At 62.3% G+C, this 23,384-nt stretch carries 17 protein-coding genes; 11 read left to right on the plus strand and 6 right to left on the minus strand.

All coding sequences use genetic code 11. The features are described from left to right. Positions 1-19: 19 nt before the first annotated feature. Together QMG46_RS03360 and QMG46_RS03365 are read right to left on the minus strand one after the other, a co-directional pair. Positions 20-1,102, minus strand: a complete 1,083-nt coding sequence (locus QMG46_RS03360; RefSeq protein ID WP_281851053.1) for an HlyD family secretion protein — start codon at positions 1,100-1,102, stop codon at positions 20-22. Continuing rightward, positions 1,099-1,626: a winged helix-turn-helix transcriptional regulator gene (locus tag QMG46_RS03365; protein WP_281851054.1), complete on the minus strand. Its 528-nt coding sequence runs from the start codon at positions 1,624-1,626 to the stop codon at positions 1,099-1,101. Before QMG46_RS03365 ends, QMG46_RS03360 begins: the two co-directional genes overlap by 4 nt. A gap of 510 nt (positions 1,627-2,136) precedes the next feature. Between QMG46_RS03365 and QMG46_RS03370 the strand changes: the two genes are divergently transcribed. Continuing rightward, positions 2,137-3,699: a GDSL-type esterase/lipase family protein gene (locus tag QMG46_RS03370; RefSeq protein ID WP_281851055.1), complete on the plus strand. Its 1,563-nt coding sequence runs from the start codon at positions 2,137-2,139 to the stop codon at positions 3,697-3,699. 255 nt (positions 3,700-3,954) lie between these two features. Here the strand turns inward: QMG46_RS03370 and QMG46_RS03375 are convergent, their stop codons facing one another. Further along, on the minus strand, positions 3,955-4,761 hold the full coding sequence (locus QMG46_RS03375) for an SDR family NAD(P)-dependent oxidoreductase (protein WP_281851056.1): 807 nt from the start codon (positions 4,759-4,761) through the stop codon (positions 3,955-3,957). 153 nt (positions 4,762-4,914) lie between these two features. Here QMG46_RS03375 and QMG46_RS03380 point away from each other — a divergent pair, with 153 nt between their 5' ends. From QMG46_RS03380 to QMG46_RS03420, 9 genes are all read left to right on the plus strand, one after another. Next, positions 4,915-5,496: a TetR/AcrR family transcriptional regulator gene (locus QMG46_RS03380; protein ID WP_281851057.1), complete on the plus strand. Its 582-nt coding sequence runs from the start codon at positions 4,915-4,917 to the stop codon at positions 5,494-5,496. Positions 5,497-5,795: 299 nt separating this feature from the next. Then, on the plus strand, positions 5,796-7,151 hold the full coding sequence (locus QMG46_RS03385; protein WP_281851058.1) for a carbohydrate porin: 1,356 nt from the start codon (positions 5,796-5,798) through the stop codon (positions 7,149-7,151). A gap of 109 nt (positions 7,152-7,260) precedes the next feature. After that, positions 7,261-8,175: a LysR family transcriptional regulator gene (locus tag QMG46_RS03390; protein ID WP_281851059.1), complete on the plus strand. Its 915-nt coding sequence runs from the start codon at positions 7,261-7,263 to the stop codon at positions 8,173-8,175. A gap of 394 nt (positions 8,176-8,569) precedes the next feature. Further along, positions 8,570-9,652 carry a 4-oxalomesaconate tautomerase gene (locus tag QMG46_RS03395; RefSeq protein ID WP_281851062.1) on the plus strand — a complete coding sequence of 361 codons (1,083 nt, stop codon included), beginning with the start codon at positions 8,570-8,572 and terminating at the stop codon, positions 9,650-9,652. A 28-nt stretch (positions 9,653-9,680) separates the two neighbouring features. Further along, positions 9,681-10,406, plus strand: a complete 726-nt coding sequence (locus QMG46_RS03400) for a PIG-L deacetylase family protein (protein ID WP_281851064.1) — start codon at positions 9,681-9,683, stop codon at positions 10,404-10,406. After that, positions 10,403-11,110 carry a 4-carboxy-4-hydroxy-2-oxoadipate aldolase/oxaloacetate decarboxylase gene (locus QMG46_RS03405; RefSeq protein ID WP_281851065.1) on the plus strand — a complete coding sequence of 236 codons (708 nt, stop codon included), beginning with the start codon at positions 10,403-10,405 and terminating at the stop codon, positions 11,108-11,110. Before QMG46_RS03400 ends, QMG46_RS03405 begins: the two co-directional genes overlap by 4 nt. Positions 11,111-11,117: 7 nt before the next feature. After that, the gene (locus QMG46_RS03410; protein WP_281851066.1) at positions 11,118-11,987 is read left to right on the plus strand and encodes an amidohydrolase family protein; all 870 of its coding nucleotides are present in this window, start codon (positions 11,118-11,120) and stop codon (positions 11,985-11,987) included. Between the two features lie 23 nt (positions 11,988-12,010). Continuing rightward, complete coding sequence (locus QMG46_RS03415) at positions 12,011-13,315, plus strand: dicarboxylate/amino acid:cation symporter (RefSeq protein ID WP_281851067.1); 1,305 nt, start codon at positions 12,011-12,013, stop codon at positions 13,313-13,315. A 275-nt stretch (positions 13,316-13,590) separates the two neighbouring features. Continuing rightward, positions 13,591-15,039, plus strand: coding sequence for a MocR-like pyridoxine biosynthesis transcription factor PdxR (locus QMG46_RS03420; RefSeq protein WP_281851068.1), 1,449 nt, complete (start codon positions 13,591-13,593; stop codon positions 15,037-15,039). 242 nt (positions 15,040-15,281) lie between these two features. On the opposite strand, the gene QMG46_RS03425 is transcribed toward QMG46_RS03420, so the two are convergent. Both QMG46_RS03425 and QMG46_RS03430 read right to left on the minus strand, forming a co-directional pair. Continuing rightward, entirely contained in the window at positions 15,282-16,133 is an 852-nt protein-coding gene (locus QMG46_RS03425) for an alpha/beta hydrolase (protein WP_345781784.1), read from the minus strand. Between the two features lie 102 nt (positions 16,134-16,235). Beyond that, positions 16,236-18,476 carry a TonB-dependent receptor gene (locus tag QMG46_RS03430; RefSeq protein ID WP_281851069.1) on the minus strand — a complete coding sequence of 747 codons (2,241 nt, stop codon included), beginning with the start codon at positions 18,474-18,476 and terminating at the stop codon, positions 16,236-16,238. 189 nt (positions 18,477-18,665) lie between these two features. Here QMG46_RS03430 and QMG46_RS03435 point away from each other — a divergent pair, with 189 nt between their 5' ends. Next, positions 18,666-22,991: a DEAD/DEAH box helicase gene (locus QMG46_RS03435; protein WP_281851070.1), complete on the plus strand. Its 4,326-nt coding sequence runs from the start codon at positions 18,666-18,668 to the stop codon at positions 22,989-22,991. Here QMG46_RS03435 and QMG46_RS03440 read toward each other — a convergent pair. Further along, a complete protein-coding gene (locus QMG46_RS03440) occupies positions 22,979-23,350 on the minus strand; it encodes a nuclear transport factor 2 family protein (protein WP_281851071.1) in 372 nt (123 codons plus the stop codon). The two genes, QMG46_RS03435 and QMG46_RS03440, sit on opposite strands and share 13 nt — an antisense overlap. Positions 23,351-23,384: the final 34 nt, after the last annotated feature.

The following is a 23,384-nucleotide window of genomic DNA, read 5'->3' on the forward strand; positions in this document are numbered from 1 at the left end:
GACGGCGTTCTCTAAGTGATCAGTGCGCGCTGGCCTGCGTATCGACATCCGCGGTGACGGACAGCCCCGGGCGCAGCTCGCCCAACGTGGCATCGCGCTCATCCAGCAGCACACGCACCGGTACGCGCTGGACAATCTTGGTGAAGTTGCCGGTGGCGTTTTCCGGCGGCAGCACACTGAACTGCGCGCCGGTCGCCGGCGCCAGGCTGCCGAGGCGACCGTGGAACTCACGGCCAGGCAGCACGTCGGCACGAATCGTGACCGGCTGGCCCGGTTTCATATGTGCCAGCTGGTCTTCCTTGAAGTTCGCGTCGATCCACAGGCCGCGCGACGGCACGACCGCGAGTAGAGGCGAACCGGCTTCGACAAAGGCGCCCAGGCGCACGCGGCGGTTGCCGATGCTGCCATCGACCGGCGCGTGCAAGGTGGTATAGCCCAGGTTCAACTGCGCCAGCTGACGCTCGGCCTCGGCCTGCATCAGCGCTGCACGCGCTTGCTGCTTCTGGGTGGTGATCACATCGAGCTGACGTTGCGCGGCGGCAAAAGCCGCCTGTGCTTTTTCGGTGTCCGCGCGCGCGGTCTTGAATACAGCGTCGGCGCGTTGTGCGCTTTCGACCGACACCGCGGCACGGCTGGACAGGTCGCGATAACGCGCCTGGTCGTCGCGTGCGCGGACACTTTCGGCTTGTGCCGCATCGATGCCGGCATGCGCCTGATCGATCACCGCGCGCTGCAGATGTTCGTTCGCGTCCAGATTGGCCAGCAAGGCCTGTTGCGCGGCGACCGCACCTTCGGCTTTCTGTAGCGCGGCGCGGTAATCGCGGTCGTCGATCTGCGCCAGCAGGTCTCCGGCGTGAACCACCTGGTTATCGGTGACGGCGACCTGGGTGATGTAACCGGACACCTTGGGGCTGATCGCGGTGATGTCCGCACCGACATAAGCATCGTCGGTACTCTCGATAAACCGACCGACCGTCCACCAATGCGCACCCCACACGGCGACAGCCACACCCGCCGCGATACCCAGGCCAAGCACCATATGACGCTTGCCCAGGCGACGCGTGGGCACATCCGTAACGGCGACGGGAGCGACGGCGCTCATGCCTGCGCTCCTTGCTTGGCCACACGAGCGGCCGCACGACGTTCGGCGCTCAGCGCCATGCGTTGCCGCATGCGCTCGCTGGCAGCAGGCCCAGCGCGAACGACATGGTGCTCGCTGGTAATCGCATCACCGGTCAGAGGATCGGTGAGAATTGGCTCGACCATATGCCCATCGCGTTCATCGGCAAGGAAGATGGCCAACCCTTCGGGCGCGAAATGCTTGTTGCCCCAGGTCAGCAAGGCCAGCATCACCGGACGGAAATCACGGCCACGCTCGGTCAATACGTATTCGTAGCGAACCGGCTTGGTCTGATACGGACGGCGCTCCATCAGGCCACCTTCCACCAGCCCGTTCAAACGGCGGGTCAGCATGTTCGGCGCGATGCCCAGGCTCTTTTCGAACTCGTCGAAACGGGTCATGCCGTAATAGGCATCGCGAAGAATCAAGATGCTCCACCATTCGCCGACGCGCTCGAGGCTGCGCGCGATCGGGCATGGCATTTCAGCGAAGTTGGTTTTTTTCATGGCGCGCCGGCCTAGTTACTATCAAGATGCAAGTAACGATACGCCGGTGACTACCGTTATGCAAGTGACTCTTTCCGTCATACGTACAGGTCAAAATATTTATAATATTATCAACAATTTATAAGCGTGACGCGCTCTTCCTCGGGGCCAAGCGACGCTCCGCGATGTCCGCGCGCTCAACGAAGAGATATCGGCGGTTTATGGATACTGGAAGCGACCGATATGGACGAGGCGCTGGCGTGGGGACGCAAGGCTCTCGTCGCCTAAAAGAAAAAACACGAGGTGCGAAACGATGGATTCGGCACAGCACGCTAGCGAATAGTTTCAACATTTCGCAAAGATCAGACGTCTGAACAGAACAGAATCGCTGACATCATTTAGACGTCCAAAATTATTACAGTTCAAACACGCACGTGACGAGAGCGTTCACGGCCGATCCGTGATCGCACTAACGTTCTTGTGGTGCGATGCAATGACACGCTTCGCGCTCCTCCCATGCGAAGCACACGAATGACTATCCGAATCTCAGGCGGCCTTTATCGCCTCGCTCTAGGCTTGTGCCTCACCCTGACGGCCAGCGGCGTCATGGCTGCAAGCACGCTGTCACCCTGGGTCGGCACCTGGGGCGTGGCGCAGTTGAACAACGGCAACGCCAATTACAACGGCAAGACGTTGCGCCAGGTCGTGCATACCAGCATCGCCGGCAGCTCGGTGCGTGTGCAGATTTCCAACGAGTTCAGCGATCAGCCGCTATCGATCACCGATGTGCATGTGGCGCTGCGCAGTTCCGGCTCGTCCACGCAAGCCGGCAGCGATCGTCAGATCACTTTCAACGGTCAACCGGGCGTCGTGGTGCCTGTGGGTCAACGTGTGAGCAGCGACGGTCTCGACTTCAACGTGCCGGCCTTGAGCGATGTGACGATCAGCTTCTACGTCAATGGCAATACCAATGTCATCACCGGCCACTCCTTCAGCAATCAAGACAAATACGTGGCCGATGGCGATGTCAGCGCGGCGACGTCGATCCAGGCACAGACCAATGGCGACTATGCGTTCCTGACCAACCTCGACGTACAGAGCACGACAGCGCAAGGCACGCTGGTGACCTTTGGTGCGTCGATTACCGATGGTTACGATTCCAGCTACAACGCGAACAAGCGCTGGCCAAACGACCTGGCGACACGTTTCAACAGTACCGGTCAGCAGGTAGGTATCGTCAACGTGGGCATCAGCGGCAATAACCTGCTGCAGGATGGTTCGGGGCAGAGTGGCGTTCATCGCTTTGCGCGCGACGTGCTGTCGCAGCCGGGCGTGCGCTGGGTGATTTTTTCCGATGATCCGATCAACGACCTGGGTTCGGGCAACCCACAGGCGACGTTTGCCAATCTCAGCAACGCCATCGAAGGCCTGATCGGTCAGGCGCATGCGCAAGGCATTCGCTTCTATTGCTCGACACTGACGCCGTTCGAAGGATCGGGTGGTTGGACGGCCGATCGGGAAGTGATCCGCGAACAGCTCAACGACTGGGTGAAATCCAGTGCCAGCGGTTGCGATGGCGTGATCGACCAGGACACGGCAACGCACGATCCCTCCGCGCCGACCAAATACCTGCCCGCTTACGATGCCGGCGATCATCTGCATCCGAACGACACCGGCTATCAGGCGATTGCCAATGCGGTGAATCTTGCGCTGTTTGCGCCGGCAACGTTGCCGGTCATCGCGACACCGACTGGCTGCGGCACGATCGGTACCGGCGAAGGCATCGTGCCCGGGCAGACGGTCACTTCATGCGATGGCGGCTACGTGCTCAATATGCAGCTCGATGGCAATCTTGTGCTCTACAAGAGCAACGGCACGCCGCTTTGGGCGAGCCATACGGTCAACCAGCCGGCAGCACAGGCGGACCTGACGGCCGACGGCAACTTCATCGTGCTCGGTGCGCTGGGCAATGTGCTGTGGCAGTCGGGCTCGGGTGGCCAGACAGCCGCGCGCCTGTTTGTGCAGGGTGACGGCAATATGGTGATCTATAACAACGACGGGCCGGTGTGGAATTCGGGGACGGCGGGGGAGTAGGTCGCGATATTCTGAGCCGCCTCGATAGCTTTTTGTAAGAGCGACTTCAATGAAGTTCTAAGAACCTCTCCTATCCGTCATTCCGGCGAAGGCCGGAATCCATTCCTCAGCGTGCATGCTTGTCACATGATTTCTGACCAGCGATCACTGAGGATTGGATTCCGGCCTTCGCCGGGATGACGACGGTTGCGAGGCACTCGAGGTTCACTTCAGTCGCAACTGAAGTCGCTCTCACATACAACCAAGCAAATTCAATCAGCTATTCACGCCATAACGCGCAGCCGACTTGTTCTTCGACAAGTTCGGCAACAACGCCGTACGCGCATCGACCAGCCGCTGCCAATCACCGACATCAGGCAATGCAGGGATGGTGACCAATTCGCCCTGATCAAAACCAGCCAACGATGCATCCACCATGTCGTCCGTTTCCATGACGATTTCCGCCGGCAGGCTTTCCAGCGTGGTGCCGCCCTGCTTGCCCCAGATCTCGGTGCGCGTCGCACCCGGCAGTACCACCTGTACCTGCACGCCCGCGCCGGTCGTTTCCTGCGCCAGCGCCTGACTGAAATGCAACAGATAAGCCTTGGTACCGCCGTATACCGTGTTGCCCGGCTGCACCATCTGCGACATCACCGAGGCGATATTGATGATGGCGCCCTTGCCGCGCGCCAGCAGGCCCGGCAGCACGGCACGTGCCAGACGGGTCGGCGCGGTGATGTTGAGTTCGATTTCGCGCTGGAAGGCTGCGATGTCGGTCTGTGCAAACGGGGCCAAGGTCGCGGTGCCGGCGTTGTTGACCAGCATCGTGATGCTTGCATCGTCGCGCAGCAGCTTTTCGACCTTGGCGATGTCCTGCGCATCGATCAGATCGGCCTGCACGGTCTGCACGCGAACACCGTCGCGTGCACTCAGCTCCTCGGCCAGCTTCTTCAGCGCGTCGACGCGGCGCGCCACCAGGATCAGGTCATAGCCACGCTTGGCCAGACGGTCGGCATAGACAGCGCCGATGCCGGACGATGCACCGGTAATCAGCGCGGTACCCAGGGATGCTTGCTTGCTCATGATGGACTCCAGAGAGGGGAAGGAAAGGGCGGAAAGAATGTGGATGATGAACATCATCTAAGCTACGCCCGTAAAATCTGGATGTCAACTAACATCTTTTGGCAGCAATAGGGCTATGATGCCGACTGCATCTTCCTTAGCAGTGAGGCCGTCATGGGCCATTCCCGCGCCGACAAAGCCCAAACCCACGAGCGCCTGGTCGAAGCCGCAGCTGTGCGCTTTCGCGAGAAAGGACTCGATGGCATCAGCCTGGCCGACCTGATGAAGGAGCTGGGGCTGACGCATGGCGGGTTCTACAAGCATTTTGCATCGCGCGATGCGCTGGTGGCCGAAGCGGTGGAATATGCCTACACGCAGGGCGAGCGCACCGTCGCCGGGATCGTCGACGACCAGGGGCAACTCGATCTGGCCCGCTACGTCGATTTCTACTTGAGCGACTCGCACCGCGATGCGCCCGGCAGCGGTTGCGCGATTTCTGCGCTTTCGGCCGATATCTCGCGCCGTGACGACGACACGCGGGCACGTTACCGCCAGCAACTGGATGGCATATTCACCCGCATCGGCGCGTCGTTTCCCGGCAACGAGGCTGAGCAGCGCAAGCAGGCCATCGCCCTGATGACGCGCATGTATGGCGCCATCCTGATTGCCCGCGGCGCGGGCGATTCGGAACTCTCGAACGAGATTCTCAAGACCGTGCGCGAACAGCTCCACGCCGCCCTTCCCGGCCAAGGCTGAGCTCGCTTCTACGCTCCCAAACGGCCGTTTTGCAGTAGTTGACCGATCGGCGATGCGAGCTGCAAAAACGGCTTGATCGCGTTGCGGCGCTGCAGCGAAAATAATCGGCCGTGGCGCAACAGGCAGCTACACGGGCCAATTGCAGTGTTTTGCGATGCATCATTTTCATTTCGCATTGCGTGCTATGCATAAACTGCATATCTGAAACTTTCTTCATCTTGTTGTTAGCGCACGATGACGTCGCGAGGATCGTGACCCAAACCGCACTTTGATAGCGGAACAGTCACGGGGAATGTTTCATGAGTTATCGCAGCGGCATCGCCTGCCTCTTGCTTTGTATCGCCGGATGGACCCAGTTCGCAGCCGCGCAGGACGCTACACCCAGCTCGACCCAATCGACGGCGACGGCCGACACGCAGCAGGCAGACACCAATTTCATCCAGCGTTGGAAAGACGATGGCGTTTCGTTGCGCTTCGTCTGGGCCAATGACTGGCTCGCCAGCGTGAAAGGCGGCGAGCGCACCGGCCAGACCAACGGCGGCGGCGCGGTCGGCGGCGCGGACCTGGACATGTTCAAGCTCGCCGGCATCGACGGCGCCAAGATCCATATCACCTTCGCGCGCTACTACGGCCATTCGATCTCCGCGACCGACATCGGCATCACGCAGAAGGTCCAGGGCTACTGGTATCCCAAGCGCCAATGGCAGCTCGGCCAGCTGACCTGGGAACAGGCCTTTGACGACAATCATTTCAACTTTCTGTTTGGCCGCGTCAATGCGACATGGCAGTTCGCGCGCTCGACCTATGGCTGCCGTTTCGTCAGCGCACCCGATTGCCCGTTCCAGCTCACCAACACCACGGGCGGCTTCTCCGGCTTCCCGTACGTGAACTGGGGTGGACGTATTCGCTACCAGACCGATGCGCATTATTTTTCGATCGGCGCTTTCGAGATCAATCCCGACCGCCGCAACAACAATGGCATCAACTGGGGCATCGAGAACTCCACCGGCGTGATGGTGCCGGTCGAGTTCGGCCACGTCACTTCGTTCGCCAACGATCCGTATCCGCACACGTTCAAGGTGGGCGGCTGGTACAACTCCGCCGATTACACCGATCCGGAACTCAATACCCGCGGCGTGTCGAAGACCTTGTTCGGCGGTGCGTTTCGCACTTATGACGGCGGTCGCTATGGCGTTTACGCGTTGGGCGACAAAGTGGTCTGGAAACCGGACCCGAACAGCAATACGCGCAATCTTGCCTTGTTCGGCTCGGTAACCGCGCCACTGGACAGCACGGAAATCTACACACTGCAGTCGACCGCGGGCTTCGTATGGACCGGCCCGTTCGCCAGCCGCGCCACCGATTCGCTGAATCTCCAGGCGACCTGGTTCAAGTTCGCCAAGCGTCAGGTGCAGTTCGAAGACGATCTGCTGCGCAAGATCAAACAGCCCGGTAGTTTCTCGCGTAACGAAACCATGCTCGAGCTCAACTACACCTATAAGCTGTTCCCGCTACTGAGCATCGTGCCCAATATTCAATACGTCGTGCATCCGGATGTATTGGGCAACACGGTGGACGTAACGCATGTATCGGCTAATGCGCTGGTATGGGGCGTGCGCGTGATGTTCAACTTCGGTGGACCAGGTAGTCAGTAACGTTGCCGAACACTCAAATCTGTGACCGACGAGGAACGAGTCAAACGCTCGTTTCTCGTTTTTTCGCTCATACTCCCCGCTATAGCGGTCGTCTCGCGGCGAGGTATTCGTGGATCTGAAACACCTGCAGAGCTTTATTCGCATTGTTGAGTTCGGCAGCCTCACCCGCGCTGCCGCTACACTGAACGTCTCGCAGTCGCTGCTCAGCCGGCAGGTGCGCCAGCTGGAAATCGAACTGGGCACGCATCTCCTCCAACGCAACGGTCGTGGCGTCACAGCCACCGATGCAGGCCGGCAATTGTTGGAACACGGCCGTGGAATCCTTCGTCAGGTAGAAGTCGCGCGACAGCAGCTTGGCCATGCGCGCGGACCACAGGGCGGCAAAGTCGTCGTGGGTTTCCCACCCAGCGTCGGCGCCTTGCTGACCGTCGATCTGGTGACGCACTTTCGCTCCAACTATCCGTTGGCATCGATCAGCGTCGTCGAAGCCTTGAGCACCAGCCTGCTGGAGTGGTTGCAGCTGGGTCGTCTCGATTGCGCGCTGCTGTACAACCCGCCGGTCAATGCCAATGTGCATTACCGCCATGTGCATTCGGAGACGCTCTATCTGGTCGGTAGTGCGCACAGTGGCATTCCGCTGCCCGACAAGGTGCCGCTGGTCACATTGGGCAGCTATCCGCTGATCATTCCCTCGCATCTGCACTCCGTGCGCCAACTGGTCGAGGCCGATGCCGCCAAGCACGGCGTACCGCTGGACATCGTGGTCGAGATCGATTCGATTCGCGCGCTGCTCGATCTGGTCGAGCGCGGGGTCGGGTATGGGGTGCTTTCGCGCAATGCGGTGTTGTCGCGTGCGCCGGGGCATAGTTTGCGTGCGGTGCCGATCGTGCAGCCGAATATCGAGACGCGACTGGTGGTTGCTACGCCTACGCAGCGGCCGGTCAGTACGATTACCGAGCGGGCGATTTCTATGATTGATGATGCGATTGGGCGGGGGTTGTTGGATCCGGTGATTGAGGGGTGATTTGGGGGTGGGTGTTTGCGGGGTTTACCCTGCAGCGGCTCTTGAGGTGCACCGGATTTGTGCGCGAGGTGTCGCAGCGGTGAGGACTTAAAGCGTTCCCCCTCACCCCAACCCTCTCCCCCGGCAAAGCCAGGGGAGAGGGAGCCGACTGAGTAAATCCTCAACGCTTCGAATTTCCGAAACCTGCTCCCTCTCCCCTGGCTTTGCCGGGGGAGAGGGTTGGGGTGAGGGGGTGGGTGCTCGCGGGGACCTTTCCACCATGCTGCGATGCACAAAACGCAATACTCACCCCAAGAGTTGCAAATAACGCATATCAGAAACCCAGCCCATCGCGTTGTTCAGCTGCGTTCTGCCGTCCACCATCAGCCCCGAAAAGCTAAGTGGACGATGCACGATGGCGTACGAAATTCCCTGTTGGTTTATGCGTGGCGGCACCTCGAAGGGGCCGTTTTTCCGCGCCCAGGATTTGCCGGGCGATATCGCTACGCGCGACAACGTCATCATGGACGTGCTCGGTACGCCCGATCCGCGCCAGATCGATGGCCTGGGTGGCGCGACTTCACTGACCAGCAAGGCAGGGATTCTGTCGATCCCGACCGATGGCGAGGCCGATCTCGATTTTCTGTTCGCCCAGGTCGGTACGGCTGACGCGACCGTCGATACCACGCCAAACTGCGGCAACATGCTGGCCGCCGCACTGCCCGCCGCTATCGAAGCGGGCATGTTGCGTGGCGATAACGGACGGACTACGCGTCGCGTGCGTACCATCAATACCGGCGTGATTGCCGAGATCACTATCGATACGCCCGACGGCCGACCGCTTTATGACGGCGACGCGCATATCGACGGTGTGCCCAAGCCGGCCGCGCCGGTGTCCTGCGGTTTCCTGGACACCGAAGGCGCCGTCTGCGGCACACTACTGCCCACCGGCAATGCGCAAGATCACATCGACGGTGTCGCCGTGACGATGATCGACAACGGCATGCCCGTGTTGGTTATACGGGCGACGGACGTTGGCATCACCGGCTACGAATCGCACGAACAGCTCGATGCGGACACCGCGCTGAAGGCGCGTATCGAAGCGCTTCGCCTCAAGGCCGGTCCGCTGATGAATCTCGGCGACGTCAGCAAGAAGCCGATTCCGAAAGTGACGCTGGTCGCCGCACCGCGCGACGGCGGCGCGATCTGCACACGCACGTTCATTCCGCACGACTGCCACGCCGCGATCGGCGTGCTCGGCGCGGTCACGGTCGCCACGGCGGCGGTGATGAAAGGTTCGGTCGCCTTCGATCTCGCCCAAGGCAGCAGCGGCGCTACGCGTGTCCTGTCGATCGAGCACCCCAGCGGCGAATTCAGCGTCGAGCTTGGCTTCGATGGCGAGCGCGTTGTGCGCGCCGCCCTTTTGCGTACCGCGCGCTTGCTGATGCGCGGCAGCGTACCGATTTCCCCCTCGATCTGGCGCGGCCCCAACGCCTGATCCGTGTATTACTTCCAAGGAGCTTTCCATGTCCGACACCCGCAAAACCGCGCTGGTGGTCAGCGCTCACTCCGCCGATTTCGTGTGGCGTGCCGGCGGTGCCATCGCCCTGCATGCCAGCAAGGGCTGGCATGTGCATATCGTCTGCCTGTCGTTCGGCGAACGCGGCGAGTCGGCCAAGCTGTGGAAGAAGCCGGGCATGACGCTGGAGCAGGTCAAGAAAGATCGTCAGCGCGAAGCCGAAGAAGCCGCGTCCATTCTTGGCGCCACTGTCGAGTTTCTCGATATCGGCGACTACCCGATGCGCGCCGATCTGGATGTGGTGTTCAAGCTCGCCGAGATCTATCGCAAGCTGCGTCCGGCGTTCGTGCTCAGCCACTCGCTGAAAGACCCGTACAACTTCGATCATCCGCTGGCCACGCATGTGGCGCAGGAAGCACGCGTCGTGGCGCAGGCGCACGGCCATGAGCCGCAGGTGCCGGTAATCGGCGCACCGCCGGTGTTCCTGTTCGAGCCGCACCAGCCCGAGCAGTGCGAATGGAAGCCGGAGCTGTTTCTCGATATCACACCGGTATGGGAAAAGAAGAAGGCCGCGTTCGAAACCATGCAGGCGCAGGAACATCTGTGGGAGTACTACACGCGCGTCGGTTTGCAGCGCGGCGCGCAGGCATCGCGCAACTCGGACTTCAAGATCACCTATGCCGAAGCTTTCCAGCGCGTGTTCCCGCACGTCACCCAGGACACGCTGGCATGATCGGGCCGGATCTGATCGGTATCGTGGTGCGTCAACGCCCCACGATCAGCACGCAGCAGGCAGACAAGCTCGCCGCGCTCGGCGTGGCCACCGTGCACGAAGCACAAGGCCGAATCGGCCTGTTGCGTCCCACCGTCCATCCGATTCAGCAAGGCACATCGATCGCCGGTGCGGCCGTGACCGTGCTGGCGCAGCCAGGCGATAACTGGATGCTGCATGTTGCGGTGGAGCAGTGCCGCCCGGGCGACATCCTGGTGGTGGCCTGCACCACCGACAATACCGATGGCATGTTCGGCGATCTGCTCGCCACGTCGCTGATGGCGCGCGGCGTCAAGGGCCTGATCATCGATGCCGGCGTACGCGATACCGCCGAACTGCGCGCGATGGGTTTCCCGGTCTGGGCCAAGGCTGTGCATGCCCGTGGCACGGTGAAGGCCACGCTGGGCTCGGTCAATGTGCCGGTCGTGGTGGCGGGGCAGGCGATCCTGCCTGGCGACGCGATCATTGCCGATGACGACGGTGTCGTCGTGGTGGCCAACGCCAGCGTCGATAAGGCGATCGAGCTGGGCGAGAAACGCGTCGCCAACGAGACCTCGAAACGCGAACGTCTCGCCGCCGGCGAACTCGGCCTCGATATCTACACCATGCGCCCGGAGCTGGAAAAGCTCGGCTTGCGCTATCTCGACGAACTTCCCAAGGCCTAAGCTCCCGATGAAATCCTGTCTGCCTCCGGACCCGAACCCCACCAAGCCACAGCACGCGATGCCGGCGCTGGCCTGCGACGCGCATTGCCACGTGTTCGGGCCTGCCGAACGTTTTCCCTATGCCGACGACCGCAGCTATACACCGCCCGATGCGCCCTTCGAGCACCTGGTCGCCTTACACGACTTTCTCGGTTTCCAGCGCGGCGTGATCGTGCAGGCCAGCTGCCATGGCACTGACAACACCGCCATGATCGATGCGATCGGTCGCGGCAACGGCCGTTATCGCGGCATCGCCATCGTCGACGACCATATCGACGGCAACGGCCTCGATGCACTGCATGAAGGTGGTGTGCGCGGCGTGCGCTTCAATTTCGTCAAGCATCTGGGCGGCGCGCCCGACATGGGCGTGTTCAACCGCGTGCTCGAACGCATCGAGACCATGGGCTGGCACGTCGTGCTGCACCTGGATGCCACCGATATCGTGGAGCTGCAAGATGTTCTCAAAAGCATCTGCGTGCCGTTCGTGATCGACCATATGGGCCGCGTACGCGCCCAGGATGGCCTGGAGCAGGAGCCATTTCGCCTGCTGGTGCAGCTAATGCGCGACAATCCGCTGGCCTGGGTCAAGGTTTGCGGCGCGGAGCGTGTCTCCGCCGGCAAGCGGCCTTTTGAGGATGCGATCCCCTATGCGCAGACCCTGATCGAAACGGCGCCCGATCGCGTCTTGTGGGGCACGGACTTCCCGCATCCGAACATTTCCAAGGATATGCCCAACGATGGCGGCCTGGTCGACCTGATGTTCCGTTTCTGCCCCAACGAAGGCCTGAGACAGAAGCTGCTGGTCGACAATCCCGCCCGACTCTACGATTTCGGCTAAGCGCCGGAATCGGAGGCTTCTGCATGACACAAGCACCTGTCACCACCGTTCGAGACAAACTCGTCAAACCGCGTCAGCCGTTCTACCGCAAGTTGTATGTGCAAGTGCTGATCGCGGTAGTTATCGGCGTGATCCTGGGTTATCTCTCGCCAAGCTACGCGGTCGCCATGAAACCGCTGGGCGACGCGTTCATCGCGCTGATCAAGATGGTGATCGGGCCGATCATCTTCTGCACGGTGGTGACCGGTATTGCCGGCATGCGCGATATGCGCAAGGTCGGCCGCGTCGGCGGCAAGGCCTTGCTGTATTTCGAGGCCATCTCATCGGTCGCGCTGGTGATCGGGCTGATCGGCGGCATCGTCTTTCAGCCGGGCGTGGGCTTCAATGTCGATCCGTCGACGTTAAAGGCCGGCGAGATCGCCTCGCTGACGGCGCAGGGCCATAACATCGAGTCGATCGATTTCCTGCTCAGCATCATCCCGACCACTTTCGTCAACGCGTTCGCCAAGGGCGACGTGCTGTCGATCCTGCTGGTCTCGGTGTTGTTCGGTTGCGCGCTAGCGTCGATCGGCGACCGTGGCAAACCGGTATTCGACTTTATCGAAAGCGCCGCGCAGGTGTTCTTCAAGATCGTGCACTACATCACCGCGGTGTCCTCGATCGGCGCATTCGGCGCGATCGCCTTCACCATTGGCAAGTACGGCGTGGTGTCGCTGGTGCCGCTGCTGAAGCTGATCGGCAGTTTCTACCTGATGTGCGTGCTGTTCGTGGTGATCGTATTGGGGCTGGTGGCGCGGCTGGCCGGTTTCAGCATCATCAAGTTCGTCTCCTACATCAAGGACGAGCTGCTGATCGTGCTCGGAACGAGCTCATCCGAGGCCGTGCTGGCGCCACTGATGCGCAAGATGGAGCAGGCTGGCTGTCCGAAACAAACGGTTGGTCTGGTCGTCCCGACGGGTTATTCGTTCAACCTGGACGGCACCAATATGTACCTGACCATGGCGATCCTGTTCATTGCCCAGGCCTTGAACGTGCACCTGACGCTGTCGCAGATGATCACCGTCGCCATCGTCGGCATGCTTACCTCCAAGGGCGCCAGTGGCGTCGCCGGCGCGGCGCTGGTGATGCTGGCTTCGACACTGACGGTGGTGCCGGTGGTCCCGGTCGCCGGCATGGTGCTGATCCTGGGCATTCACCGCTTTCTCGGCACCGGCCTGGCGATGACCAACCTGGTCGGCAACGGCGTGGCGGCCGTGCTGGTATCGGCGTGGGAACGCGAGCTCGACCGCGATCAGCTCAGGCACGTGCTCGATCACCATAACGACTGACAATGCCCCGCCCGATCCGGGCGGCGCCATCGACCGGCACAGGCCCGCACGAAAGTGCGGGCCTTTTTGCGCCATATGAAGAAAAATCCCCCGCGGATGGAATGCTCTGGAAGGTGAGCATGGGGATGTGGGGATAGGGCATCCGCGGGGGTGCTGGAAGCTGCGCGCCTGTCGGTATTTCGAGGCCTGGCGCACAGGCTAGGCATCTCGTTGGGTTCCATCCATAGCCACTTTTTCTATAGTCCGTAGGGCCAATGCGATGGGGAAGGCGCCAGGTGTATCTAGAACTCGACGGTCAGGGTCCACAGTACGCACAACTCACCCGTGCCATGAAGGGCGCGATTCTCAACGGGCGGCTAGGTGCCGGCTCGCGTTTGCCACCTACGCGGGTGCTGGCGCGCGAGCTGGAGCTCTCGCGCATTACGGTCCTGGCCGCCTATGAGCAACTGCGTGCCGAAGGCTTTATCGAAGGCCGGGTCGGCTCGGGCAGCTATGTCGCGCATCTGCAGACCAAGGCTCCTGCCAGGCCTGCGGCGAGCACAACCGAGATAGCGGCACCTTCACGCTTTGCCCGGCGCGCACGCACGGTACTCGACCGCATGATCGCCGTGCAGCACCGCGGCCTGCGCTACAACCTGCAATTCGGCAATCCGCAGATCAACCCGCTGCTCAACGACATCTGGGCTCGCGAACTGGCCCGTGCGGCTACCTACACCTCGCTCGACGTCGCCCGTTCGCAGGGCTACGAGCCCTTGCGCGTCCAGGTTGCCGACTACCTGGGGCGCCGTCGCGGCCTCAACGTTTCGCCCGACGATGTGCTGATCGTCAGCGGCAGCCAGCAGGCGTTCTCGCTGACCGCGCGCGTCCTGGTCGACGAAGGCGACAGCGTCGTGCTGGAGGAGCCCACCTATTTCGGTGCGCGCCATGTGTTCGGTACCTACGGTGCCAAATTGCATCCGGTACGCACCGACGACGAAGGCCTGGTCTGCGCGGAGCTGCCCAAACAGGCACCGGAGCTGATCTGCGTGACGCCATCGCATCAGTTTCCGGGCGGCTCGGTGATGTCGCTGCAACGTCGCCTGGATTTGCTGCATTACGCCGCCACCAAACGCTGCTGGGTACTGGAAGACGACTACGACGGCGAGTTTCGCTACGACACTCATCCACTCGCGGCGATGCGTTCGCTCGACCAGCACGATCGGGTGATCTATGTCGGCACCTTTTCCAAGGTGATGTTCGGCGGCCTGCGCCTGGCGTACATGGTGTTGCCGCAAGCGCTGCGCGAAGACTTCATCAACGCCAAGTACATGGACGATTTCTCCTGCGCGGCCATCGAACAGGCGGCGCTGGCGCATTTTATGGAAAGCGGGGGCTTCGAGCGTCATCTGCGTCGCGCGACCAAGGAACTGCGTGCGCGGCGCGAGGCCGTCCTGGAGGGGTTGCGCCAGCATGCAGGGGATCGCGTGGATATCGTCGATTCACCGGCCGGTATTCATACCGTCGTGTGGCTGCGTGGCTATAGCCATGAACTGGCGGCCGAGCTGGTCGACTATGCGCATGATCGCGGGCTGGGGCTTTATCCGATCGCGCCGCATTATTTCAAGGCACCGCCGCGGCCGGGGCTGTTGATTGGTTTCTGCGGTCTGCCGGTCAACGCGCTGGAAGAGGCGATGCAGCTGTTCGGGCGTTGTCTGGATGCGTTCGAATCGCGTCGGCAGATCTAACCAGCAAAACGCCGTGCCGAGATGGCATACCGTTCGTGCCGCCTACTCGAGTTGCCAGGGGGCACTTCGGCGCTTCTGAGGTGCGCCAGGCGTCGTGGCGGTGAGGGCTTAAAGCGTCCCCCTCTCACCGTCGCCTACTCCTCTCGTCATTCCGGCGAAGGCCGGAATGACGGATAAGCAGGATTGGTGCGGAATGCAGCGCGATTGTCTTCCTCAGCACTCATTCCTCACCCGACAACGCGTCAATGCAACTTCCGCAACCAATCCCCAAGCTGCTTCAACACCTGACTCCGCGCCGGCTCCGCTTCATTGAACAGCTCGTGATAAAGCGTATCGAAGAAGCGCGTGGTCAATTGCCGCGTGGCCCAAGCACCGCTGGCAAAATCACGGCTGCCTGCGGGGTCGACCAGTTCGTCGCTACCGGCTACTAACAGCAGGGTGGGTGTCTTCAGTTGCGAGGCATCGGCAATCGATGCGGCGCCGGCGCGGAAAATAAAATCCGCGAGCCTCGGCGTGATCCAGCTGTGTCGCAGCGGGTCTTCACGATAGGCCGTCACGGTCTGTGGCTCATGCGACAGCTTGTCGAACGGCAGGCCATTCGGCAGCGGCAGATTGGGCAGGGCCCGGGTCAGGAGATGTGCCACATGCTGCATGAAACGGGACTCATGCGTACGTAGCGCAGGGGAGGACAGCATCAGCGCAGGGGGCCTGATGCGGCCGTCCAGTACGGTACGCACGGCGACCAGGCCACCCATGCTGTGACCCAGCAGGAACGGCTTGCTCGGCTGGGTCGAGGCGTAGTCGTCATAGACCGCGGCCAGGTCTCGCAGCAGATCGTCGCCATGCTTGATCGCACCGCGTGGGCCGGCTGTCTGGCCATGACCGCGCTGGTCGTAGCAGCGCACGGCGTAGCCGCGAAGATGCAGCCACTGCGCCAGCCTGGCATAGCGGCCGCTATGTTCGCCCAGGCCGTGTACCAGCAGGATCGAGCCGCGCGGGCTGGCGTGTGGCCAGTCGCGCACGTACAGAACCTGTCCGTCGGCCATCGTCAGTGTGGTTTGGGTTTCGCTGACGAACTCGCCGGGATGATTCACTGCGCCTCTCGCCTTGGGTCCATGCGTCCGGGCGAGTTTAACGTGAGGTGGCGCCTACTGCATCGGTCCACGGCCAAGGGCTCGTGGACCGATGCGCGGGGCTTACAGCTCCGTCTTGAACTCCACGCCGATCACGCGCGGGTCGTTGACGAAGGCGGTGCGGTTGTCGAAGTCGATCGCACCGATGATCTGGCGACGGTTGGTGATGTTGCGGCCGTACAGGGCCACTTCCTGCTTGCCGTAGTTCCAGTTGTAGCCCAGACGCAGGCCACCCTCGAGCAGCGGCTTGCCGCGGAACTCGGCCGAGTCGTACAGGAAGAAATTGACTTCGCTGCGGTAGTTCCAGTCGGTGTAGATGAAGAACTCGCCGCTGTTGCCGTACGGGATGCCATAACGCGCGGTCACCGTGCCGATCCACTTGGGAGCATTGGGCAGCGAGTTGCCGTCGATCAGCGCATTGCCCTGGGCATTGAGCGGATCGAGTACGGTGCAGCCCGCGCCGCAAATCGCCACCGACAGGTCCTTGTCCTTGAGCTCGGTGTGGTTATAGCTGCCGCCGGCGGTGACGATGAAGTTCGGCGTGAGGTAGCCCTCCAGGTCGAACTCGGCGCCGTAGCCATCGGTCTTGCGCGCGTTGATCAGGCGCGTGGTGTTGATGTCGCCGCCCACCGCGGTGAGCTGCTCGTTGTGCATGGTGTACGAGTACACGTCCGCATTCAGACGGATGCGGTTGTTCCAGCTGGTGCTCTTCAGGCCCAGCTCGTAGCTGGTGATCGTCTCGGGCTTGGCCTGCGAGATGGTATCGGCGAACAGCACGCGTCCCTGCACGCTCGGTGCGCGGAAGCCGTTGGCGATGCGCGCGTAGACGTTGACGTTGGGGCTCAGCGTCCAGGTACCGGTGACATCGCCGCTCCAGCGTGCGTCGTGTGGCGAAGCGGCCAGGCTCAACGGACCACCGCCGATCGGCGAGAGGAAACGATCGACGTGATAATCGCGCGAATCATGCGACCAGCGCGCACCGGCGCGGATATCGAAGTCGTCGTTGATCTTGTAATCGGTCGAACCGAACAGCGCCCAGGCCGTAGTGCGTTGCTTCTGCACGGCGAAACCGTCCAACGCGTGATTGTTCAACGTGTTGTAGTCGTAGTTGGCGATCGCGATGTCTTCGTTGAAGTAGTACGTGCCGACCTGCCAGTTCCACTGGTCCTGCGGATTGCTGGCCAGGCGGAATTCCTGCGTGATCTGGCGATCGTGCGGCAGCGCGTCGGCGGTCTCGGACGGGAACGCCGTCACCCACTGCTGCTGCGCCGGCGTCTTGGCCACGGCGATGCCGCCGTCGACGTCGCCCAGGCTGTACATCGTGGCGCGTTCCAGACCGGTGATCGAGGTGAAGGTGTAATCGCCGATGTTCCAGTTCAGGTGCAGGTTGCTGCCCCAGGTGAACAGGTGCTGGCGGTTGCGGCCGTCCTGGGTGACCTGATCGCGATTGAAGCCGGGCACGAAGGTGTCGCTGCCCAGCTCGATCGCGTTGCCACGGTTGACCGTGGCCGAACCATCGAGCCAGCGTGCGTGCACGTTGATCAGCGCACTGAAGTCGCCATCTTCGTACAGCGCCTGCGCGCGCACGGCGCGGTCGTTATAGCCGCCCAAGGCGTCTTTCTTGCCGGTGTAGTTGTTGTCGATCCAGCCGTCGCGGTGCTGCGCCAGCGCCGACACGCGGCCGGACCAGTGCGAGCTCAACGCGCCACCGAGAGCTGCTTCGACATTCGCTGTACCGAGCGAACCGTACGAGGCCTTGGCATAGCCGGTCGTTTCCTGGCTGGGCTTCTTCGAATCGAACTTGATCACGCCAGCCGGCGAGTTGCGGCCGAACAGCGAACCCTGCGGGCCGCGCAACACTTCGACCTGTTCGAGATCGAACAGCGGGAAGCCTTTGAGGATCGGGTTTTCCTGCACGATGTCGTCGTACACCATCGACACGGGCTGCGAACCGTTGAGGTCGAAGTCGCTATTGCCCAGGCCGCGGATGTAGAAGCGCGGGAAAATGCGGCCGTACGAGGTTTCCGCATAAACGCTCGGCGCACGCGAAGCGAGCTGGAGCACGCCGTCGCCGGCTTCGCCAAATGCCTCGAGCTTGTCGGGGGTGAGCACCGTGAGCGAGATCGGCACCTTCTGCAGATTTTCCACGCGCTTTTCGGCAGTGACGTTGATCGTCTGCAGTTCGGTGGCTTTGGTCGGCGGCTGCGTGGGGGCAGCATCTTGCGCGACAACGGCCGATGCCGCGAAGGCGGTGGCAATGGACAGCGCGAGCACGGCATAACGCGGCGAGCGGGCGACGGACATGGCTTGTAGTTCCCCAAAAAAAGTGTGGATTGGCGACCCGCGGCTTACTCCGATGGCGCCGCGGTGACACGCTATTGTCACATGTTCCTGCGGCGGTGCAGCGCAACCTTTCACGAAGGCTTTGCTTATGCGTTGCCGCCCCCATTTATGATCGGACTACCCGCCACTCCTTCCGGCGGACCTAAGTCCATGCCCTTACTCGAATTTCACCCCGCCGTCGCCAGCTGGTTCAGCAGTGTGTTCCCGGCCCCTACGGCCGCGCAGACGGCTGCCTGGCCCGCGATCCGACAGGGTCGCGACACCCTGGTGGCGGCGCCGACCGGCTCGGGCAAGACCCTGACCGCCTTCCTGGCCGCGATCGACGGCCTGGTGCGCGAGGGCGTGGCTAACGGTGGCACGCTGGCCGACGCCACGACCGTGGTCTACGTCTCGCCGCTGAAAGCGCTGTCCAACGACATCCGCATCAATCTGGAGGCGCCGCTGGAAGGGATCCGCGCGGAGCTGGAGAAACTCGGTCTGCCCGATGTCGTCATCCGCACGGCCGTACGTACCGGCGATACGCCGCAGGCCGAGCGCACACTGATGCGCAAGCAATCGCCGCATATCCTGGTGACCACGCCCGAGTCGCTGTACATCCTGCTCGGCTCCGAATCGGGCCGCAGCATGCTGAGCGACACGCGCACCGTGATCGTGGACGAAATTCATGCGCTGGCCGGCAGCAAGCGCGGCTCACATCTTGCCCTTTCACTGGAACGGCTCGAATCGCTCTGCCAACGGCCGCTGTTGCGCATCGGCTTGTCCGCCACGCAGAAGCCGATCGAGGAAGTCGCGCGGTTCCTGACCGGCGCGTCGCACGATGAATGCCATATCGTCGACGTCGGCCACACGCGCGAACGCGACCTGGCGATTGCCGTGCCGCCGGTGCCGCTCGAAGCGGTGATGTCCAACGATGCCTGGGAACTGATCTACAACCAGGTCGCCAACCTGGTCGAGGAACATCGCACCACGCTGATCTTCGTCAATACGCGACGCATGGCCGAGCGCGTAGCGCGGCATCTGTCCGAGCGTCTGGGTAAAGAGTTCGTCGCCGCGCATCACGGCAGTCTGGCCAAGGAACAACGCCTCGATGCCGAACAACGGTTGAAACGCGGCGATCTGAAAGTGCTGGTGGCCACCGCGTCGCTGGAGCTGGGTATCGATATCGGCGATGTCGACCTGGTCTGCCAATTGCAATCACCGCGCTCCATCGCGGCGTTCTTGCAACGCGCAGGACGTTCCGGCCACGCGGTCAATGGCACGCCCAAGGCGCGCCTGTTTCCCACCAGTCGCGACGATCTGATCGAATGCACGGCACTGCTCGATTGCGTACGGCGGGGCGAACTCGATGCGCTGTTCGTGCCGCCCGCTCCGCTGGATGTGTTGGCACAGCAGATCGTTGCCGAAGTCGCCGCGCAGGAATGGAACGAAGACGCGCTGTTCGACCTGGTGCGCCGCGCCCATCCCTATCGTGAGCTGACGCGCGCGCAGTTCGACGAAACCATCCGCATGCTGGCCGATGGTTTCACTACGCGGCGCGGTGCGCGTGCGGCATATATCCACCGTGATGCCGTGCACCGCCAGCTGCGCGCACGGCGAGGCGCACGCCTTACCGCCATTACTTCCGGCGGCGCCATTCCCGATACCGCCGATTATCTGGTGGTGCTCGAACCGCAGGCGACGGTGATCGGCAGCGTGCACGAGGACTTTGCCGTGGAGAGCCTTGCCGGCGATATCTTCCAGCTCGGCAACACCAGCTATCGCATCCTGCGCGTCGAACGCGACCGCCTGCGCGTAGAAGACGCGCATGGCGTGCCGCCAAGCATTCCTTTCTGGCTGGGCGAGGCCCCTGGGCGTAGCGACGAGTTATCCCTCGGCGTATCGCGTCTACGCGAAGAGATAGGCACGCAGCTCGACGAAGGCGGTGTCCCGCAGGCGCTGAAATGGCTGACCGAAACGCTGGGCATGAACGCAGCGGCCGCCCAACAGCTTGCCGATTACCTGGCCAAGGCCCAGCTTGCCCTTGGCGTGCTGCCGACACAGCACACGCTTGTGTTCGAACGATTCTTCGACGAATCGGGTGGCACCCAGCTGGTGATCCACACGCCGTACGGCAGCCGCATCAATCGCGCCTGGGGCCTGGCGCTGCGCAAGCGGTTCTGTCGACAGTTCAATTTCGAATTGCAGGCGGCGGCGACCGAAGATGCGATCGTACTGTCGTTGTCGACCAGCCACAGTTTTCCGCTCGAAGAAGTCGCGCGCTATTTGCATTCCAACACCGCCGAGCACGTGCTGGTTCAGGCGTTGCTCGACGCGCCGCTGTTTCCCGTGCGCTGGCGCTGGAATGCCACCACGTCGCTGGCGCTTCCGCGCTTCCAGGGCGGCCGCAAAGTGCCGCCGCAGTTGCAACGCATGAAGAGCGAGGATCTGCTGGCGACGGTGTTTCCCGATCAGGTCGCCTGCCTGGAAAACATCGTTGGCGAGCGACAGATTCCCGATCACCCGCTGGTCAACCAGACCATGTACGACTGCCTGCGCGAAGCAATGGATGTCGACGGCTTGTTGCATATCCTTCGCGGTCTCGAAGGCGGCGCGATTCGGGTGGTCGCTCGCGACCTTACGGCACCCAGCCCGCTGGCCAGCGAAGTGCTCACCGCCGCACCGTATGCCTATCTCGACGATGCACCGCTGGAGGAGCGTCGTACGCTTGCCGTGCAATCGCGCCGCGGCGGCGAGATCGAGGATGCCGGCGATCTAGCCAAGCTCGATCCCGAGGCAATTGCTGCGGTACGCGGCGAAGCATGGCCGCAGGTACGCAGTGCGGACGAAATGCATGAAGCCTTGAGCGTGCTGGGTTTCGTCAGCGATACCGAGGCACAGAAAAACCAAGGTTGGGATAACTATCTGCAGGCGTTGGCGAAACACCATCGCGCCACCGCGCTGACACCAAAGCAGGCACGCGCATCGCTGTGGATCGCCGCTGAAAAGCTGCCGATGTGGCAGGCAGTACATGGCCATGCCAGCATCGACCCGCCCATCGAAGCGCCTGCCGAATACGCGGCGCAAGCGTGGACGCGTGAAGATGCGCTGCTCGAACTGGTACGCGGTCGCCTGGTCGGCCTGGGCCCCGTCGATGCCGCCAGCCTCGCCGAATCACTGCAAGTTGAACGCAGCGATGTCGATCACGCCCTGATCCGCCTGCAATCGGAAGGCTACGTGATCCAGGGACATTTCAGTCCCGGCGTCCAGGACGTGCAATGGTGCGAACGCCATCTGCTGGCGCGCATTCATCGCTACACCATCGGCCGATTGCGCCGCGAAATCGAACCGGTCAGTCGCCGCCAGCTGATGCGCTTCCTGTTCCAGTGGCAGCACGTGGCGCCCGATGCACGCCTGAACGGCCCCGACGGGCTGCCGGCCATCATCAACCAGCTCGAAGGATTCGAAGCCGCGGCCGGTGCATGGGAAACCGAGTTGCTGCCTACACGCATCGACGACTACGCCATTCAATGGCTCGACGAACAATGCCGCGCGGGCCGTGTCGTCTGGAATCGGCTGCGCACGGGCGGCGGCAGCAACGGACCGGTTCGTGCCACGCCAATCGTGCTGTTGCCGCGTCGAAGCCTGGCCACATGGAGCGCCATTGCCGCGAACACACAGTCGCAGGAGACATTGTTGTCCTCGCGTGCGCAAGCTGTTGCCGACGCGCTGGCCGCTCAGGGTGCGTTGTTCTTCGACGAGCTCATGGATTCCACGCATCTGCTGCGTACCGAACTGGAAGATGCACTGGGCGAGCTGGTGTCCGCCGGTCGTGTCAGTGCCGACAGTTTCGCCGGTCTGCGCGCGTTGTTGCTGCCCGCGGCCAAACGCGAAGCGCCGCGTCACCGGCGCGTGCGCCGCCATATGCTGAGCGGCATCGAAGATGCGGGCCGCTGGTCGTTGGTACGACAGCCCGTCGCTACCGGAAAACACGATCCGGACACCATCGAGCACATCGCGCGCTCCTTGCTGCGTCGATATGGCGTGGTGTTCTGGAAGCTGCTTGAACGCGAGGCCTCGTGGCTGCCGACATGGCGGGAGTTGTTGCGCGTGTATCACCGACTTGAGGCCCGCGGCGAAATCCGTGGCGGACGTTTCGTCGAGGGACTGGTCGGCGAACAATTCGCGCTACCTGAAGCCATCCCGCAATTGCGTGCCGCCAGCAAGCGCGAGAACGACGGCGAACTGGTCGTCCTGAGCGGTTGCGATCCGCTCAACCTGGTTGGCACCGTGCTCAGCGGCGACAAGCTGCCCGCCGTAATCGGCACGCGTGTGCTTTACGAGGATGGCGTAGCGGTGGCGGCGCTGGTGGCGAACAAGCCGCAATGGCTGGTGGAGAGCGGGTCCCGTCAGCAACAGCTATGGCGCAATGCCTTGTTGCGCCGTCCCGGCTACGAGACGGCGACCTTCGAGAGTCTGGCTGCCGGTCACTCGCTGTGATCGGCGATATAGATCAACAGGCCGTCGCGCTCGCGAAACTCGCTGCGGCCATTTAAGGCCATGCTCTGGCCGGCGCGGATGCCGTTGGGCAGGTCGATGCCGAAGGTGCCTTCGAAGAAGACCTTTACGTAAGCCGTGCCTTCGAATTCGCGGTACTCGGTGATCGTCTGATGTCGCGCCGAGAACAGATGGCGGGAGCTCTCGGCGAGGTGGCGCAGTTCGTCGATGCCCAGGGTGCGCACGCTCAGCGTGTTGGCGGTGTAGTTTTCGAAGACGACTTCGCGGTGCATGGTGGTGAGCATGGCCTCGACGTCCTTGCGGTTGTAGGCGTCGAGGTAGCGGTCGATGAGCTGGCGCATGGGGGATGTCTTTGGGGGGCTGGTGCTAATAGTA

Source organism: Dyella sp. GSA-30, from assembly GCF_027924605.1.
In the GTDB taxonomy this organism is placed as follows: domain Bacteria; phylum Pseudomonadota; class Gammaproteobacteria; order Xanthomonadales; family Rhodanobacteraceae; genus GSA-30.